General features: G+C 60.4%; 16 protein-coding genes. 7 read left to right on the plus strand and 9 right to left on the minus strand.

The features are described 5' to 3' along the window. Positions 1-116 precede the first annotated feature (116 nt). The 4 genes from ROH8110_RS10025 to ROH8110_RS10040 are packed head-to-tail and all read right to left on the minus strand — an operon-like array spanning position 117 to position 4653. Positions 117-1184 (minus strand): glycosyltransferase family 4 protein, encoded by a 1068-nt coding sequence (locus tag ROH8110_RS10025; protein WP_085817601.1) that lies wholly within the window; start codon positions 1182-1184, stop codon positions 117-119. Further along, entirely contained in the window at positions 1181-2443 is a 1263-nt protein-coding gene (locus tag ROH8110_RS10030; protein WP_085817602.1) for a glycosyltransferase family 4 protein, read from the minus strand. The genes ROH8110_RS10025 and ROH8110_RS10030 overlap by 4 nt, the downstream gene beginning before the upstream one ends. Positions 2444-2447: 4 nt before the next feature. Beyond that, positions 2448-3512: a Gfo/Idh/MocA family protein gene (locus ROH8110_RS10035; RefSeq protein WP_085817603.1), complete on the minus strand. Its 1065-nt coding sequence runs from the start codon at positions 3510-3512 to the stop codon at positions 2448-2450. Position 3513: 1 nt separating this feature from the next. After that, positions 3514-4653, minus strand: a complete 1140-nt coding sequence (locus ROH8110_RS10040) for a Gfo/Idh/MocA family protein (RefSeq protein WP_085817840.1) — start codon at positions 4651-4653, stop codon at positions 3514-3516. Positions 4654-4915: 262 nt separating this feature from the next. Here ROH8110_RS10040 and ROH8110_RS10045 point away from each other — a divergent pair, with 262 nt between their 5' ends. Both ROH8110_RS10045 and ROH8110_RS10050 read left to right on the plus strand, forming a co-directional pair. Then, positions 4916-5788 carry a glycosyltransferase family 2 protein gene (locus ROH8110_RS10045; protein ID WP_085817604.1) on the plus strand — a complete coding sequence of 291 codons (873 nt, stop codon included), beginning with the start codon at positions 4916-4918 and terminating at the stop codon, positions 5786-5788. 61 nt (positions 5789-5849) lie between these two features. Beyond that, positions 5850-6566: a sulfotransferase family 2 domain-containing protein gene (locus ROH8110_RS10050; protein WP_254903789.1), complete on the plus strand. Its 717-nt coding sequence runs from the start codon at positions 5850-5852 to the stop codon at positions 6564-6566. A 1-nt stretch (position 6567) separates the two neighbouring features. Here ROH8110_RS10050 and ROH8110_RS10055 read toward each other — a convergent pair whose 3' ends face one another. The 4 genes from ROH8110_RS10055 to ROH8110_RS10070 form a co-directional block, all read right to left on the minus strand. Next, positions 6568-7359: a glycosyltransferase gene (locus tag ROH8110_RS10055; protein ID WP_085817606.1), complete on the minus strand. Its 792-nt coding sequence runs from the start codon at positions 7357-7359 to the stop codon at positions 6568-6570. Positions 7360-7638: 279 nt separating this feature from the next. Beyond that, positions 7639-8616, minus strand: coding sequence for a glycosyltransferase family 2 protein (locus tag ROH8110_RS10060; RefSeq protein WP_085817607.1), 978 nt, complete (start codon positions 8614-8616; stop codon positions 7639-7641). Continuing rightward, positions 8606-9457, minus strand: a complete 852-nt coding sequence (locus ROH8110_RS10065) for a sulfotransferase domain-containing protein (RefSeq protein ID WP_085817608.1) — start codon at positions 9455-9457, stop codon at positions 8606-8608. Before ROH8110_RS10065 ends, ROH8110_RS10060 begins: the two co-directional genes overlap by 11 nt. A 3-nt stretch (positions 9458-9460) precedes the next feature. Then, a complete protein-coding gene (locus ROH8110_RS10070) occupies positions 9461-10450 on the minus strand; it encodes a glycosyltransferase family 2 protein (RefSeq protein ID WP_254903790.1) in 990 nt (329 codons plus the stop codon). A gap of 339 nt (positions 10451-10789) precedes the next feature. On the opposite strand from ROH8110_RS10070, the gene ROH8110_RS10075 reads away from it, so the two are divergent. The 3 genes from ROH8110_RS10075 (at position 10790) to ROH8110_RS10085 (ending at position 14295) form a co-directional block, all read left to right on the plus strand. Next, positions 10790-12271, plus strand: coding sequence for a hypothetical protein (locus ROH8110_RS10075; RefSeq protein WP_139837402.1), 1482 nt, complete (start codon positions 10790-10792; stop codon positions 12269-12271). Between the two features lie 7 nt (positions 12272-12278). After that, positions 12279-13301 carry a glycosyltransferase family 61 protein gene (locus ROH8110_RS10080; protein WP_170156481.1) on the plus strand — a complete coding sequence of 341 codons (1023 nt, stop codon included), beginning with the start codon at positions 12279-12281 and terminating at the stop codon, positions 13299-13301. A gap of 169 nt (positions 13302-13470) precedes the next feature. Continuing rightward, a complete protein-coding gene (locus ROH8110_RS10085) occupies positions 13471-14295 on the plus strand; it encodes a WecB/TagA/CpsF family glycosyltransferase (protein WP_121143671.1) in 825 nt (274 codons plus the stop codon). A gap of 11 nt (positions 14296-14306) precedes the next feature. Here the strand turns inward: ROH8110_RS10085 and ROH8110_RS10090 are convergent, their stop codons facing one another. Then, the gene (locus tag ROH8110_RS10090) at positions 14307-16109 is read right to left on the minus strand and encodes an ABC transporter ATP-binding protein (RefSeq protein ID WP_085817612.1); all 1803 of its coding nucleotides are present in this window, start codon (positions 16107-16109) and stop codon (positions 14307-14309) included. A 250-nt stretch (positions 16110-16359) separates the two neighbouring features. Here ROH8110_RS10090 and ROH8110_RS10095 point away from each other — a divergent pair, with 250 nt between their 5' ends. Both ROH8110_RS10095 and ROH8110_RS10100 read left to right on the plus strand, forming a co-directional pair. Further along, complete coding sequence (locus ROH8110_RS10095) at positions 16360-16887, plus strand: serine O-acetyltransferase (RefSeq protein ID WP_085817613.1); 528 nt, start codon at positions 16360-16362, stop codon at positions 16885-16887. A gap of 55 nt (positions 16888-16942) precedes the next feature. After that, positions 16943-18520 (plus strand): hypothetical protein, encoded by a 1578-nt coding sequence (locus ROH8110_RS10100; RefSeq protein ID WP_085817614.1) that lies wholly within the window; start codon positions 16943-16945, stop codon positions 18518-18520. Positions 18521-18547 lie beyond the last annotated feature (27 nt).

Raw genomic sequence — 18547 nt, forward strand, 5'->3', positions numbered from 1 at the left:
CCCACGGCGTGCAGCGCGCGCAAACCATGATCATATCTAACTGACATGGCATGAACATCTCTGATCAGTCGGACGTATCGGCAGGAGGGCGAGGCACTGTCTTCGGTCACCCTATTTCAATGCTCCTCCAGGCAGGCAGCGAATATGCGTGCGCTGTCTTTCCAGGAATAGGACTCAACCGCGTTCGCGGCATTCTGCGACATGGTTTTCCAGACATCAGGTGCTGCGGATAGCACTCTGACCAAGCGGTCCGCCAAGGCTTCGACATCGTCGATATCGACAACATAACCGTTGAAGCCATCTCTTATTGCATCAGGGGCGCAGCCGGTGCGCGTGGCGACGACCGGGCAACCGCAGGCCATCGCCTCGAGCACCGGAAGGCCGAATCCTTCTGAACTACTGCCAAAAAGATAAACATCGCTGGCAGCATAGATCCGCGGGATATCTGTCTGTGGTGGCGATTTGTGATAGGTCGCATATCCGGGCAGCGGCAGCCGTTCGAGGGGGTCGATGGTGCCGAAAGCCAAAAGCGAAAGTTCGGGCAGACGTTTCTTGACGATATCGAGAGCCTTGAGGCTGATATCCATGCCTTTGAAGAGTTTGCCGGAATACATCAGGCTGACGGTCGGTACACTTCGTTTGTCGTGCGGGTGGAATACGAATTGTTCGTGATCCACAGCATTGGGCACAACAGGCACATCGCCCTCGCCATACTCGGACCTCATGACATCCCGCAGCCAGTTTGAGACGACGATCTTCCTGAGTGGCAGTCGATAGGAAGCTGCACCAAGCTCGGAATAGAGAGGATTGTGGATCTCGTGGTGCTGCACGAAATAGAATTTCCGGCCCTTTGCCGCGGACAGGTTTGCGACCATGTAGGCGGTGGTCCAGAAAGTCGCGATCACCACGTCACCGTCAGGCACATCGTCATCGGTGATCCGTTCAGTATTCGGAGTAAGATGCAGCCGCGCCTTCATGTTATCGAAATGGCTTTTCTCCGGGCGGGGTTGTGGCCTCTGGCCTTTCAGGAATCGCTTGAGCGCCTGCTTTCGGCTGACATGGGGATGAGGCTGTGCCACGATCGTCACGTCATGACCCATCTCTGTCAGCAGGTCGGCATAGATCGCGATCACGCGGTTGCCGCCGGAAAGGTTAGGAGGGGTGCAGATGAACGTGATCTTCACTGTACGGGTTCCTTTCGGGCATCAAGACAGTCCGGCGAAGGCTTTCCATTTGCGGCACCTCCTTCGGTCGCGTTGAAAAGCGCCCTGAGCTGTCGGGCGTTCTTGTTGACATCGTGCCGTGCTTCGACCCGGCGGCAGCCTTCGGCGCCCTTCCGGGCAAGGGATTCAGGTGGGGTTTCGAAAGCGCTGTCCATCGCCGCCGCAATGTCGTCGACCGATCCGGCAGGAATGATCCAGCCGCAGGAATCGTCCACCAATTCGGGAATGCCCGCGATGTAGGTCGATATTACGGGCCGGGCCAGCGCGAGCGCCTCCATGATGACCACGGGCAGCCCTTCTGCGAAGCTGGGGAGCAGAAGCGCGCGGGCGGCTTCGAGTTGGCGGCGCACCTCGGCATTGTCGCGCCAGCCGAGCAGCGTGATATTATCCTGAAGACCGTGCCTGGCAATGGCGGCTTCGATTGCGCCGCGCGTCTCGCCATCGCCAATCAGGACGATGCGGAGATCGGGGTGGCGCACGACCACCTGCGCAGCTGCCTCGACGATCAGCGTCTGGGCCTTTTGCGGGCATAGCCGCCCGACCGTGACGAAGGGGGCCTCTGCATCGAAGGGCGCGTTACTGGGCGCGAATTCTGACGGGTCGATGCCGCAGCGGACGATCTCGATCTTGTCCCAGTGCGCCATGCCCGCGGCGCGGGCCAGCTGCACCCGGCAAAATTCCGATATCGCGACAACAAAGCGTGCCTCACTGACCTTGAGTGCCAGCGAGGAGCGGCCCCAATCGACGAACTCGTCCGGGCCGTGAGCGGTGAAGCTGTATCCGGGTCCACCAAGCCGGTGGCACAGCATGGCGACGGCGGCGGAATTGGTTGAGAAATGCGTGTGCAGATGGGTGATCCCGTCCCGTATCGCACGCCGTTTGAGGGAAACGGCCTCGAGCAGGTAGGCGACATGCGGCACGAACCCGCCCCCCGCATTGCGCCAGAGTTGCCACCAGCCTTGAAGCGCGCGCCAGAGCCCCTTGGGATTGGCCAGGGTCTCGGCGGCGAAATCCGCCAGCAAGGCGGGCAGGCGACCGACCAGGAGATAGAATGTCTTGTGCTGCTCGGCCTTGTCCTGATCGTCGACCAGTGGCTCAGACCAGGGCCGGATCGCATATCGCGCGATGCTGACCCCGGTGGCTTCAAGCGCGTGAATCTCGCGCCGGATGAAGGTCGTGCTGGTCATTGGGTAGGCGTTCATCAGGTATCCGATCCGCATGTCTCTACCCCTCCACGGTCCGGCCGCGGGCCTGTTGCAGGATCTCGAGCGTGCTGACCGACAGATCGAGCGGGATGAGACCGCTTTCGCGCTGCCCGCCCCGGATCAGCTCGACGAAATGCGTCAGAACAGGCAGATAGGGATCTGCCCCGTAGCCAAGAAACCGGCCCGCAGACATATCGCGCTTGCGCTTGATTTTCCTGGCGCGGGGCCATGCACGGATCCGGTCCGTCAGTCCGACCTGCGCGCCGGGCCGGGCCTCTGTCTCCGCTGCGGGGAGCATCTGCGATGCGGTCAGGACTTCGGCACCGACCACAGGCGCGCCAAGACCCAGATGGCCATGGGTGCAGGCCAGCGAGGCGGTATTCGACATCAGGGCATTGAGCGCGACAGCGACATGCGAGACCGCACCGGATTGATGGTGCAGGCGAAGGTCGGCCATCACGTCGACACCCCGGTCATTTCTTTGCGCGTTGCAGTCCACATCTGTCACCGGCCCGAGCAGATTCAGCGCCAGCGCCACGCCATAGACCGCGCGGTCAAGGATCACACCGCCGTCATCGGGGTCGAACAACGAAGCGTGGTTTTCGGGCTGCACAGGGTAGCCGAAATCGAAATGCAGGTGAACAGGGCTGCCATAGGCACCTCCCGCCAACTGATCGCGCAACGCGAGGTAGGCGGGCAGCGCGAGGCACCAGAGGTTTTCCATCACGAGGCAATCGCTTTCGCGTGCCGCCTCGGCAAGCGTGCGCGCTTGGTCGGCGGTCAGGGCAAGCGGTTTCTCGACGAGCACCGGCTTTCGGGCCTTTACCGATTGTAGCGCAGCAGCGGCATGGTCGCGGGTGCGTCCGGCGACATAGACCGCATCGACCTGCTCGTTCTGCACCATGTCGGTAAGATTGCCCGTCGCTTCGGCGACACCGCACTGATCGGCAAACCAGCGCGCGCGCGCTCCATCGCCCGAGGCGATGGCCGTCACGGTGACGTCGGGATCATGCTTAAGCGCCCGGAGCATCCGTGCCGCCATGCGCCCGGTCCCAGCAATGCCCAATCTGATCGGTTGTGTCATCTCAGGCCCCCTTCAAGTTCTGCGCCCAGGGCATTGGCGCAACAGGATCACAACGTGTCTGCATGGTCTGCGCGCCCGTTGTTTCGCCTGCGTTCTGGATGGCAAGCGTCACTTCGGTCAGGTGCAAGGCCAAGTCGGCGGAGATGCGTGAGGGCCGTCCGGCAGCCAGGGCATCGGCCATTTCAGAGATACCCAGCATGAAGTTCATCGACGCCGCGCCCCAGCGGCCCACCTTGGGATGGGTTTCACCAGACAACCGCAGACGTCGCGCGACCGGGGCATTCACAAGCCGTCGGCGCAGTGTGAAGCGGCGGCGGAACCGGACTTTGGCAGCGTTGTTCCAGGCCTCGTCCAATTCGATCACGCCCTTGTCGCCGATGATGCGCAGCCCGTGCCCATGCGGTGCGATGATCGAGCAGGTCAGCCGCGCAACGACCCCGCAATCGAAAAACAGCGTCGCCACCGAGAGATCGGGCGCGGGATCGTCCACCGGCAATTGATCCGCCACCAGCGAGGCCGAGGCCGCCACTACCGTCCGCACCGACCCGAAGATCGCGATAAGCCAGGTCAGGTAATACCCTGCGTGTTCCAGCGTGCAGCCGACATTGAACTCGTCTCCGGCAGGCCAGGGCGCGCCGCTCTCGCTCAGCCATTTGGTATAGGGCGCCTGCGGGATGAAATCGTCGTCGAGCTCCGCATATATCAGGCGAACCTTGCCCGCCACCTTGGCCCGAACCGCCGCCGCGACCGTCTGCGCCGCTTCGCCAAGGAAACTGCATGGCGCCGAGGCCAGCATTAGCCCCTTCCGCGCTGCCAGCGCATGGAGCGTCTGCGCATCCTCGAGCCTCATGGCCAGTGGCTTTTCGGAATAGACGTGACAGCCTGATTCAAGCGCCAACGTGCTGATTTCGAAATGCGCGGAAGGGTTCGTGAGGTTGAGAACGATCCCGCCGGGGCCGAGCGCATCCAGCAGGTCGTTGCGACCCGTGAAGGCGGCCACCTTCCAATAGGCGCAGAAGGCCGAAAGCCTGTCGCTGCGCAAGTCATGCGCGCCGATCAGGTCTATTCCCTCGAGCGTGGCCAGAGAGCGCATGTAGAGATCCGCCACGAAGCCGGTGCCGATGATGCCGATCCTGATCATGCGGTTGTTCTGCACAGGGGCCTTGTAAGGACTGTGGCCGCAATGGGGAAATTCACGCCGTCGAAAAACAATGTGTAACCTTCGGGTCTATCGTCCTGAAATATGACCGTCTGTGTAAACCAGCCTTGCGGATGCGTCCAACATTTCAGAAGTGGCGGCAGGCCGGCGCACGGCCGGGGGCCGAAGTTATCGACAAGGCGGCATCCAAACAGGTAACGGTATGCAGCACCGGCGTTGCGCCCGGATGAGGACCAGAAGCCAGATGACAGCGCGGACGACGACAACGGAGGGGACAGAGGCGCGGGCACCGCAGCTTTCTGTCGTTATCGCTGCGCGCAACGAGGAAGACTATATCGGGGCATGCCTGCAATCTCTTCTCGATCAGGACGAGGCGGCAGGGCGGATTGAGGTAATCCTGGCCGCGAATGCCTGCACCGATGATACGGTGGGCGTTGCCGCATCCTTTGCCCCGGCCATCGAGGCGCGCGGCTGGAGCCTGCAGATCCTCGACGTGCCCGCACCCGGCAAGGTGAAGGCGCTCAACGCGGGTGACAGTGCGGCCACGGGTGAGGTGTTGGTGTTCCTCGACGCCGATATCCGGCTTGACCCTCAAATGCTGGGTCAGTTGCGTGCCGCGCTGGCAGGGGATGCACCGCGCTATGCCACGGGGACGCTGCGGGTCGCACCGGCGCGGACATGGGTCACGCGCCAGTATGCGCGGCTTTGGCAGGCATTGCCCTTTGTCCAGGGCGGCGCCGTGGGGGCGGGGCTTTTCGCGGTGAACCATAGCGGCCGCAGACGTTGGGGCGCATTTCCGGAAATCATATCGGACGATACCTTCGTGCGGCTCCAGTTCACGCCCGATGAGCGCGTCGAGGTCCCGGCGTGCTATCACTGGCCGATGGTGGAAGGGTTTCGCAGGCTTGTGCGCGTGCGACGCCGGCAGGATGATGGGGTCAAAGAGATTCACCGCCTTTATCCCGACCTGCCCGCCCGCGAGGGCAAGGCACCATTGGGCCGCGCCGATATTCTTGGACTATTGGCAAGAATGCCCCTGGCCTTCATGGTCTATGCATCGGTTCATCTCGCCGTCCGCCTGCGCAAATCCCGCAGCGATTGGGCGCGCGGGCGATAGGAGGAGCTGGAGGCACACACGAGAGCTGCTTACGATCAAACAAGATAATGAAAGTCATTCCATGCCACTCGTCACTTCCCCAATGGGTCACATTTTCTTCGCGCATGTTCCAAAAACCGGCGGCACAAGCATCGAGGATTACCTGATAAAGCGGTTCGGCGGGATTAGCCTTCTGGAAGACGCCGGGACGCGCGACACGGCCTTTCAGCGCGACGTGATACAGCCAGTGCAACATTTGACAGCACGCGAACTGAACTTATTGCTGCCCCCCGATATCCACTATTGTTTTGCGATCGTAAGAGACCCGGTGGAACGCATCGTCAGCGAATATCGGTTCCAGTCCGGCATATCGAAAGCGAGCAGCCTTGGGTTTTCGACCTGGCTCAGGCTGGTCTTTTCAGCGGCAAGGCGTGACCCGCGCGTCTATGACAATCATATTCGACCGCAAAGTGATCTTGTTCCCGAAGCGGCGGAGGTCTTTTATTTCGAAAACGGATTTCAGCCAGTGCTCCAACGCATCGACGAACTATTTGGAACAACGGACTCCGAAGCCGAAATTCGGCATCTTCTGAAGCAACCAAAGCCCAGGCCGCGCCTGTTCCGTCAGGACTTGGACCTAGTGCATGAGTTCTACGCCGAGGATTACAGGCGCTTTGGATACGACAGACCAGCCTTGGACGGCACGTCGCATGACAGATACGCTGCCCTACGCGCAATCCTGGCGGCGCCAATGGCAAGGGTGCTGCTCGCTCGGCAACGCCGCAGATGGCTGCGCTAGGCTAAGGCAGGCGTGCTTCGTATTCGGCACTCTTTTCGGTGAAATATGAAACCCAGCCCGACAGCGCGTGTTTCTCTCTCGCGCGCGCCGAAGCGCGCGCTCCGAGATCGCGCATCGCTGCGCTATTATGCGACAAGCCTTGCACAGCAGCGATCATCGCCGCTGTGTCACCTGCAGGAACCAGATGAGCGTTCACCCCATCTTCGACATAGTCGCTTACACCAAGTGAATCCGTGATGACCATTGCGCGACCAAGCAACATCGACCCGACAATAGTGATATGCCCGCAGGTGGTCTTGTCACTCCGCAGCGGAATCACCACGCCCGCGCTGTCCTGAACGATGCGCCAGGTTTGTCGTGCAGGCAGATTGGTGAAAACTTTGACGTTCTGAGGGAAATTGATGCCCCGGATACTATGCGGCCTTGCGACGACGACCATTGCAACGTCGGGAAGCGCACGCATCGCCTCAGCAAGCAACCTGTAGTCACGCCCCTCTCCACCGATGGAACACAGGTAGGAGTCTGGACCGCTCACAGGATTTTCCGGACCAGGCTGTGGTGCTTCCATCGCCCAGTGAAGAAAACGAAAGCGCTCAGGTTGGAATCCGAAATATTCAGAATAGAGACTGCGTTCATATTGCGAGAAGACTATAAACTCGTCGATTCCTGCCAGCATGGACCGCAGCCGCCTGAAATCCATCTTGACCGGCATATCAGTGAAGTTGAAGGCAAACGCGATCTGCGGAACCTGCGGGCAGAACCGCTTGCGAAAGAGGTTGGTTGCCGCACTCATGCGCGGGAGGTGTGAGACCAGAACCGAGCGCTCTTCCCGCGCCGCACATCTTGCTGATTGGTAGGCTGCGCGCCATCGCGCTAGATTGGGCTTCCTGACGATCCGCTCCATGCTTGTCCGTGGGCGACCTACATGGAATTCCCAACTGATCGAGCGGTCTAGGCAAAAAGGCTGAAGAAAGGTCCAATCTTGACTGACAAGATCGGCTGAGTTGATGAAATGCAACCTTTGACTCCAATCTATTGATCCGACTCAAGCGTCGTTCTTCGGGATTCGTTTTCACTTATACTCGATCAACCCGCGTCGGCGGCCCAGAAGGCGGCCGCGCCAGTATGAAAGGGCGCCGAGCGCCTCGGGGAATTTCCCGAGAACCAGAAAAAGGGCACGCTCCCAGGCGGTTCGGTCAAGGCCCTCGCGGATGGCCAGGCGCAGGATCTGTGCGGGATAGATCAGCACCGCCAGAAGCGCGACAGGGCCAAGCGCAATTGCTGCGATGAGGATCGCCGCTGGCAGAACCGCGCCCCAAGCCAGCGCCTTGCGCGTTTCCCGCCTCCAATGTCCTGTAGGCCCGGCGCCATGCATTGCCGCGCCTTCGGCAAAGGCATGTCCGGCGCGGCGCGTGCGTTTCCACCATTGGCCGAAACGTGACATCGCCGCATCGTGCAGCGTCATTTCATGATCCAGCCGCCAGATCCGCCAGCCACGCCCGCGCAGCCGTACGCAGAGATCGGGTTCTTCCCCGGCGATCAGCCCCGGATTGAATCCATCTACCTCCTGCAGGGCGCTCACACGCATCAGTGCATCCCCTCCGCAGGCACCGGATTCGCCGATCGGCGTGTCCCATTCCCAATCGCAGAGGCGGTTATAGACGGACGCCTCCGGGAAGCGTTCGCGCCTGCGCCCGAACGCAACTGCCACATCATCGGCGCTTATCAGGAAGGCATGTGCCGTCTCGATCCAGCCTTCACGAAGCTCACAATCACCGTCGATGAACTGCACATGATCCACATGCGTCAGCGCCAGCAGCGCCTCCAGCCCGGCATTGCGGGCGCGCGCCGCGGTAAAGGGCGTATCGAGATCCAGTTCAATCACCGTGACGCCGCGCGCGCGGGCCGCATCGACGCTGCCGTCGCTTGATCCTGAATCGACGTAGACCACATGCGCTACACGCCCGAGCACCGAGTCGAGGCAACGGATCAATCGCGCGCCTTCATTGCGGCCGATGACGACCGCGCCGATATGCGGATCAGCGGACATCGGTCACGAAAGGATAGCTGGCGCACAGGTCGTCGCGTTCTGGAAATATCTTGCGCAGCTCAACGTAATCCTGAGCAAAACGCTGCTCCAGACCGGCGCGTAATGCGGCGGAAAGTTCGGGCCGTTCATGCATCTGGCGTGCCGCCTTGATCCGGTCGCGCAGGGCCTGGGGGATCAGCGCGCGGCGCAACCGGGTGGCTACGGGGTTGTCGAAGATCAGCTTATGCATGGGAAAGCGCCTGATGCGTTCGGCCGAGGCGTTGACCTGCGCGCTTTCCTCGCGCCATTGGGCAGTGCCGCCATATCCCAGAAATTCACAAACCTGTTCCAGCGTAGCCTGCGGAGCCTGCTTCATCTTCTCGAGGCTGAGGATCAGCAGGTTGGCCTTGCCGAATTGTTTCACATAGGGCGCGATCTGCATCGCGTAGCAGCTATAGTCAATCAGCGCATCGTGCTGTGCGAAGGCCTTGTCGATATCTCCCGACATCACGCCCATCGACCATTCGTGAATGTAATGCGAGACCGCCCGTGCGACCGGGTCGCGGATCAGGTAGATCAGCTTTGGCGACTCCAGCATCTCAGACATCCGCGCCAGCGTGTGGGGATGGGTCGGCAGCTTGGCATAATGCGTGCTGGCCTCGCCCTTGATGTCCCCATCTGCGGCATCAGCGAAGAGCGCCTCATACCAACCCTGACCGCGCGCAAAGACCGCGTCGTCGGAAAAGAAATTCGGCTCCTTCGGATCGGTCATGAAGATGCCGGGTTGCAGGCCAAGCTGCGCGGCGAGAGTGCTGGTGCCACATTTCATTGCGCCGATGATGATGAAATCGGGTCCGGCCATGGCTCAGCTCTCCCGCGCATGCCGGTCGCCGAGGGGCGACAGGATGTTGGTCCAGATATCGCGCGCTTCGCCCGCGTTGCTGGGTGGAACCTCCTTGCCAGCAAGAACCCTCAGCCGTGCGATCAAGCGCCCCAGAAGCCATGCGGCATTCGCCCGCAAAGGGCCAAGCGGCCCGTAAAGCTGGCGAAACAGGCGGGTGCGAGAGGCGTAGTAATAGGCAGGCAGACGTTTGCGACCGCTTGCAAGGGCCTTGAGCGGACCGCTGCCACCCCGGAAATGGACGACGCGTGCCTCCGGCACATAGGCGATCCGCCAGTCAGCGCGCCGCGCACGCCAGCAATACTCGACGTCCTCGAAATAGAGAAAATAACCTTCGTCCATCGGACCGACCTGTCGGATCATCCTGTCGCGCAGCAGGATGCAGGCGAAGCTGGCCCAGTCGATCTGGTCGCTTCGGGGCGGCATGGTGAGCGACACTTCGCGCGATGCGAGAACCCGGCTGACGGGGCCACTTCGCGCACCGCGTATCAGCTCGCTTGCGGGTGAGGGGAAGCGAAAGCAACTGACCTGCTGCTCGCCATCGTCATATTCGATACAAGGCGCCAGGAACCCCGCATCAGGGTTGGCATCGGCGGTGTTCAGGATCGTCTCAAGAAAGCCGGGCCGCACGACCGTATCGGAATTGAGCACAAGGTAGAATTCCGCCTCGCGCGCTCCGATACCCTGATTGTGCCCGCCCGAGAAGCCGGAGTTCGTATCGGATCGGATCAGGCTGACCGGTGTATCGGCTGGCAGGCTGGCGATCCAGGCGGCGATCTCCTCGGCCGATCCGTCGCCCGACAGGTTGTCGACGACGACCACATGCGCATCGATACCGCCGATATCATCCAGCACCGAGCGGACGCAGCAAATGGTCATCTCTGCCGTCCGATAATTGATGATCGAGACAACGAGCTTGTGTGATGGCGAAGAGGAAATGCCAGTCTCCGTCACGTCAGGGTCCGGTTCAGAAATTCATGCGCGCAAAAAATGCCGGTTCATCCGGGACTATAGGTAGGCGGCACCGGTTTCGTAAAGGCCTGCAACATTTCGAGAAACAATCGGGCAGGGCAAATCCGAATTGTTGGCCGGAAACGTATGCCAACCTGGCATATCACCAATCCGGATGTTTCGCGCGCGGCCGAAACCTCGTATGAATGGAACAGAAGCCAATTTCAGGCCGACCGCAGTTCCGCGACGAGAAACGAATAGACACATATGCCATCGAATTTCGCCTATCTTGCCCTGTTTCTCTGGCCCGTTGTCGTCTTCATCCTGTTCACGAAGCGTCCCGTGAACGAGGCGCTCGCCTGGTCGATCATCGCAGGTTACATGCTGCTGCCCGAGATCACCGCATTTGACCTGCCGGTGCTGCCGGCATGGGGGAAGCAGCTGGTGCCAAGCCTGTTCGCGGCGATCATGTGCTATACGATGCTACAGATGCACAAGGCGCATGCCGCAGGTCCAGCTGTGGCGCGCGCGCCTGCTCAGCGACGTGACGTGCAAAGGACATTCTCGATAGACGACTTCACCGTGCAACGCGGGCGTGTTCTGTTTTGGGTGTTGCTGCTTTTGCTGTTCGGATCGCCATTCATTACGGCAATCACAAACCGCGAACCGGTTTCGGAGGGGTTCCGCTTCATATCGGGGATGCGCATTTATGACAGCTTCTCGATGAACCTTGATCTGCTTGTGTCCTTGTTACCGTTCTTTCTGGCGCGCCGCTTCCTGGCAAGCCCGGAAAGCCATGTGACCCTGCTGAAGGTTCTGGCGCTTGCCTGCCTGGCGTATTCCCTGCTGGCACTGTGGGAAGTGCGCATGAGTCCGCGGCTGAACCGCGAGATCTACGGGTTCTTCGGCCATAGCTGGTCGCAGCATGTCCGCTATGGTGGGTATCGACCGATCCTTTTCCTGAACCACGGGATCTGGGTGGCCATCCTGTTCACGCTTGGCGTGCTGGCCTCGGCTGCACTTTGGCGTGATCAACTCAGGCACGGGTCTGCGGGGAAATGGCTCTTGGCCTCGCTCTGGCTCTTGGGGGTGCTGATTTTGTGTAAATCCGTCGGCGCCATCGCCATCGCGTTTCTGCTTTTGCCCATGTTGCTGTTCTTCGGGGCGCGCATGCAGCTTATGAGCGCCGCCCTGATCGCGGCTACGGTGATGACCTATCCGATCCTGCGTGGTGCCGATCTTGTCCCGACCGACCGAATTCATTCATTTTTCTCGAAAATAGACACCGACAGGGCGAGCACCCTGCAGTACAGATTCAATGCCGAGGATCTGCTGCTTGAGCGGGCGAACCAGAAGCCACTTGCGGGCTGGGGAAGTTGGGGCAGAAACCGCGTCAGCAATGACTCGGGACGAGATGCCGCCGCGACGGATGGTTATTGGGTGATCGTGATCGGCGTTTACGGTTGGCTGGGCTATATCGCGCAGTTCGGCTTGCTTGCGGCGGCGCCAGTTCTTCTGGCGTTCAACAAGAGCCGTCTGAACCTATCTCCGGCGACAGTGGGATTGACGGTTGTTCTCGCGGCTGCGCTGATCGATCTTATTCCGAATGCCACAACCTCACCAGTGGTCTGGCTTTTGGCTGGCGCGCTGATGGGGCGCTATCAGACCGCTGTCGCAGGAGCGAAAGCGCTAAACCCGCAGGCTGCGCGCGCCGGTACCGAACCGCGTCGCAGCAGCGCGGCGCCACAAGAGGTTCCCGCCATGAAGCCAGAGCGCGAAGCACCGCGATACCCGGCGCATGTGCGGCGTCCGAGGGAAGGATGAACCCAGCGTGAAGCAGATTTCCGGGAAGGTCACGGTCGACCCTTACGATTGCCCCGAGGATCGCCTGATCACGGCGCGTTCGCATCTTGTCGATCGCTTCGTGCCGGATTGCGAGCGCATCACGCTTCCGGCAAAGCGCGTGGGCGGCGGATCGGTCTCTTTCGAAAAGAAGGCGTTGGTGGCGCAGCCGCCCAATCGCGCGAAGCGCCGCTTTCTCTCGTTTGGTCCCGCCACGGTAAAGCAACGGCGCACAGAGAAGACCTTCATCGATTTTCGTCGCAACGTTCCCCAGAACTGGGCGCATTTCCTGAACAATCACCTGCCGATCCTGTTCGTCATCGCGCAGCAAGGCGGGTTCGACCCTTCGGAGATTCTTGTGGTCCTGCCCGGAAACACGCCCGGCCACATCCGCCGTGCCGCGGAATTGTTCGGGATTGAAACGCTTTGTACGGATACGGCGGTGCAGGGCGCTGCCATCGACTTTGACGTCTCGCCTTGGACAGGAATCCGGGCCATGCGCAGTGAATGGGTGCGCCTGCCATTCGTTGGGGCGGCACTGGAAATGGCGGGCATCCGCAACGGGGCGCACGGCGCTTTGCCCGACAGGGTCTTCATCTCGCGGCGCAAGACGCGCCACCTCGAGAATGAGGCCGAAGTCGAAGCCTTCCTGGCTCAACGCGGATTCACCAAGGTCTATCCAGAGGAATTGTCCGTCACCGACCAGTTCAAGCTGTTCGAACAGGCCCAGCAGATCGTTTCGATCCACGGCGCAGCCCTTGCGCCGCTCTTGTTTCGCTCGCGCGCCTCGCGGCTGGAGAGCTTGGTCGAGCTTTTCCCATGCGGGCACATGACGGACGTCTATCGTGTCATGTGTCATCAGGTCGGCTGCAAATGGATTGGGGTGCGTGGCAAGATAAAACCCGAGCATGTCGGACCAGCCTACGATCTGACAAAACCGTTCCTGAAGTATTCGTTGCAGTCTTTTGAAATCGACCTGCAATCCCTCGAACTGGCGATGGAGGTAATCTGATGCGCGACATCGCCGCGAACCTGACAATGATGGGGTTTCTCCGAAACGATTATTTCGTGCCAAAATTCAGACATAAAAACCGAGAAGAGTGATGTTCCCGGTCCAGCCCTTCAAACCGGCCTGAACCGAAACAGAACACAGATACCCGATAGGTGCTAGAATTTCTGTCATGGATGATGAAGCGATGCATGCGCAACCGGCCCATGAGGCTGAGCAGAACCCGTCCGTTCGGGCGCCGCTCCGAGAGGTGCGGTTGCTGAATGCCTTCGTTCACGATGTCACGATGGACCAAGTGGTGGAGCATTTCGATCGCGGCGTGATGCTGACACTGCATGTCGACATGATGATCAAGCTCCGGAAAGATCGCGAATTTTACGATTTGCTGAGACGGTTCGATCTGGTGACCTGCGACAGCCAGATCATGTATTTCGCCTTGAAGTTCCTTGGCACGCCGGTAAGCGAACGCGTTTCAGGGTCGGATTTCTTTCCGCGCTTCTATGAGCATCACAGGGAAAATCCCGAGATGACCGTGTTCATGCTGGGCGGCAAGCCCGGGATTGCCGAGATTGCGGCAGAGCGGATCAATGCCAAGGTTGGGCGGGACTTCATTTGCGGCACATACGCACCGTCCTTTGATTTCGAGGACCGGCCCGACGAAATCGACCATATGCTGGACCTTGTGAACAGCTCCGGTGCCAAGGCGCTTCTGGTAGGGCTCGGCGGTGGGCGTCAAGAGAAATTCATTTTCAGGTACCGCGACCGGCTGCCCGATGTGGAACTGTTTCTGCCGCTTGGCGGAACGATCGATTACGAGGCGGGGACACTGCAGCGGCCCGCTCCCTGGGTCACGGGCATGGGCCTTGAATGGTTCTATCGCTTGATCAAGGAGCCCCGGCAACGCTGGCGGCGCTACCTGCTTCAGGATCCGCCATTCCTGTTTGACGTTCTCAAGCAGAAGCTGGGACTCTATCGGGATCCGCTCGACAAGGGCTGATCGCCCAAAGTTCAGACCGCGGCCATCTTCCGGAATGTCTCGTTCTCGTCAACCAGGTCTTCGTAGCTGCCCGAGGCCTGAACCGTGCCGTGTTCCAGGAGGAAGATCCGGTCGCATTTGCGGATCGTGCTCAGCCGGTGGGCGATCATGATGACGGTCTTGGTATTGCGGATGCGTTGCACCGCATCCATCACCGCGCGCTCGGTCAGATTGTCCAGCGCCGATGTCGCCTCGTCGAAGATCAGAAGCGACGGATCGTGATAGAGGGCCCGCGCGATGCCGATGCGCTGGCGCTGGCCGCCAGACAGGCGCACGCCGCGTTCGCCCACGATCGTGTCATACTGCTGCGGCATCTCTTCCATCACGAAGTCATGCAGCGCAGCAGCGCGTGCGGCGCGTTCCATGGCCTCGGGGTCTATCGCCTCTTCGGGGACACCGAAGGCGATATTCTGAGCGACCGAGGAATCGGTCAGGTAGATCGTCTGCGGCACGTATCCGATCGAGCGACGCCAACGGTGCATGTTATCAGCGGTCAAGGGCTCGCCATCAACAATGATCTGGCCGGTATCCGGCATCAGTAGTCCGAGAATCAGATCAACCAAAGTGGTCTTTCCCGCCCCGGTTCCGCCGACGATACCGATCGTGCTCAATGCGGGGATCTCCATATCCACGTTGTGAACCGCCGGCCTGTCACCGCTTGCATAGGAAAATCCGATTCCTTTCAGGACCAGATCGCGGTCGAGCGAGAGGTCGGCGTCATCGCCTGGGCCGCGCGGGGGGTTGGTCCCGTGTGCAATCGCATCGGTATAATCGCGGTAGATATTGTCGAGCACCGGTTTTGCAGAACGGATGTTGGCAAAGGCGCCATAGACCTGCTGCATGGCGGGCAAAAGCCGCATTGCCGAGATACCGAAGACCCCAAGCACCGGGATAGCAGTGGAAAGATTGCCCTCGCTGCGCAACAACATCACAAGGATGATGCCGAACAGAACCGCGAATGTCAGGCCCTCCAGCGCGAATCTTGGAATCTGGTTCATCACCTGCGAAAGCGCGGCGTTCCTGGCCAGTGCCTGCGCCGGTTCGCGGAACCGCTCGACATAGCGGTTCTCGAGCGACATCAGCTTGACCTCCTTGAAGCCACCCGTTGCCTCGTTGGTCAGACGAAACCGTTCGGTATTGGCTTTGAGCAGGCCTTCGCCTATCACCAGCAATTTGGCTCTCAGCCAGAAATATATCCCTGTATAGGCGCCACCCAGCAGCAAGGCCGCCATCACGGCGATAACCGGATCGACCGCGATCAGGAAGCCGATGATGGTGATGGTCAGGATTCCATTCGCCAGCAGCTGTCCTCCGGGCGTGATGATCTTGTTGACCACGTTCTGCACTTCACCCAAGACACTTTTCGCAACATCGGCACTATTGCGTTGCAGGAACCAGGCGTAGGGCTGGTGCAGATAGGCTTGGAGCAGGCGACTGGAGATCGTGTAGCCGCGCATCGTGGAAAAGCGGATGATCGCGTAGTTGCCACCCGCCTTGATCACAAGGCTGAGAGCCATCACCAGAAAAACCGCGACGGCCATCACGACCTGGAAAGTGAAGGGATCTTCGATACCGACAGCGTTATAACCCCATGTAAGATAGGGATTTTCAAAGATTCTCTCTGGTTCGGCCAGCACCCGCAGCAGGATCAGGAATGCAGAAATCCCGAACACCTCGGCAAAGGCGACAAAGATCATGATCCCGACAAGAACGTAGAACCGCCGCCGTTCGCGGCGGCTGAGAAGAGTCATTATTTTCTTGAATACATCAGTCATAACAGCGTCCCACAATTGCCCTGAGCACTACCGGCAAGGCATGGCGGGGATTGGGCGATTCCTTGACCCCTTCATGTAATAGCGAGGCGGGGTGAAACATTTTCCCTCCGCAGGAGATTTGCGGCAACAATAGGCTTGGTCATCATCTCCCAGCCCTTAACGTGAACGCGAGCAGAATACACTAGCAGCTTGGACCCAAATGAATACTGTGAAAAGCTTGATCTGATCCGGAACCGCCGCAGGCCCACTCATGAACGACATGCAGAGCGAAACACCGGCAGTTAGCGCCGACACGCCCGACTGGACGCGAGAACGCCCTCGGGCGCTCTGGGATCCTTCGCGCAGACTCCTTCAGTGCCAGCGGCGCTATCAGGCCGCCAGATCGAGATCGGGATTCGCCGCAAAATGGCTGCGTAAATGGCGGGCTCTTCAGCACCGGTTCTGGTCACTTGTCACCCAGGCCGAGATCCCGCTCAATTGCGATATCGGGGGGGGGCTGAAGCTGCCCCATCCGAATGGCGTTGTTGTTCATCCGCGCGCGCGAATCGGACCGAATTGCATCATCTTCCAACAGGTCACGCTTGGCACCTCGTCGACCCGTTCCGGGGTGCCGGAGATTGGTGGCGGCGTTGAGCTGGGTGCGGGTGCGCGGGTTCTTGGCTCGGTCAAGATCGGGGACCACGCGATCATCGGCGCCAATGCTGTCGTGGTTCAAGACGTTCCCGAGGCGGCTATCGCCGTGGGCATCCCGGCGCGCGTGATCGCCAAGAGATGGTAGCCTGAGTAAAAGAAAAGGCTTGGCAGCGCCGGGCGCCATGGGCAAGACTTGCGCCATGCTGCATTTGCAAAAAGCCCTTTGTCTTTGCGCGACGCTGATTGCCGGAATGGCGTCGACCCTGCCCCTGCCCGCGTGGGCGGAGTCCGTCCTGCTCGAGGCCGGAGACCTGTTCCAGTTGGGGGGTATCGGATGGGTTGCGACGGGCCTTGATATGCCCGAGCCGGAAAGCGGGCTGCCCATCATCGAAGCATCGGACAATTCGCCCGAGGCCGCGCTGCTGCGTCGGCTGGACAATGCGGGCAAGGCCGCCGGTTTCGACGGCGTGCTCTACGACAATCGTGATCGCGGTCACTCCCTGGTGCCGCCCGGCATGTTTCCGCGGCTGATCAGGCTTGAGTTCGGCCCGGAGCTGCGCAAGCAAGACATGGATTACGGTGTCGCCGGTCAGGTCGTGCTGCCTGCCATCGTGATCGGTAATTCTTCGACCGCGATCACGCGCGGCGACATCCCGCGAAGCCAGGGACGTCTTGCCATGACGGTTCCACGCTACAGCAAGCGCGCGTTTCTCAGCTATGTCAGCAATCAGCTCTATATCTACCCTGAACACCGGGATTACGACGGGCATGACCGATTCCCGGTAAACTGGCCTTATACGGTCATCTCGGAGGGGTCTTCGCATTCCGACAAGCCCTTCATGAGGGCGTTCCTGATGAGTGTCGCCGCGCTGACGCCCGAAACGCGCGATCGGCTGCGAGAGGAATCTCTGATCGTGCCCACCCTTCAGATGGTGATGCGCCGCTCCCAACCCGGTATCTACTCGCGCGACGCCTACAAGGCCGGGCCGGCGCACCGCGCGGTGTTTGCCAAGGGTCGGCTTGCCCCCGAGCGTATGGTCGCTCTGGCGGCGTCCCTTAAACCCGATGAAATTCCCCCCATGGTTCGGCTGAGGGTCGAGGAAGAGGATTTCCGCGTCAGGGCAGGGCTTGCGGGAATGCCGGAACAACTGTTCAATACACCGTCGTCGATTGCGCGCATCTGGCGCGGGCCGGAATACTCGAGGCACATGGTGGTCTCGGCCGCCGATACCGAGGACCCCAACGGCCGCGACCTGGAGTTCACCTGGGTTCTGCTTCAGGGCGACCCTTCGCGCGTTCGCATCACGCCCGAGGCGCCTGGCGCCGCACGCGCAGAGATCAGCATAGACTGGCATGACAGGTTCAAGGCGGATCCGGACGAGCCGCGCACAACCGACCGTGTGGATATCGGTGTCTTTGCCTGGAACGGTGCACATGAAAGCGCGCCTGCGATCATCTCGATCAGTTTTCCCAATCACCAAAAGCGCATATATGAACCCTCGCCCAATGATGGCGGCATGAGACTGAAATCGGTCGATTATGACGCCAAGGCCCGTCGGGCCGACTATGACCCGCTATTGCACTGGTCTGCGCCCTGGAAAGACGTGATCCGCTATGACGATGCCGGCGCGACCACGGGATTGCTGCGCGAAACCAAGGACGGTGTTTTTGAGCTATCGGGGCAGGGCCGCATCCAAGATGGCCGCACCGTCACTTATACGCTTGAGCGCGAGAAACAGGACCGCATCCTTTCGATGAAGGTGACGCCCACCGACTGAAGGATTGTTCCCGCATCTGCGCTGTGG

This window comes from Roseovarius halotolerans, from assembly GCF_900172255.1.
Lineage (GTDB): Bacteria > Pseudomonadota > Alphaproteobacteria > Rhodobacterales > Rhodobacteraceae > Roseovarius > Roseovarius halotolerans.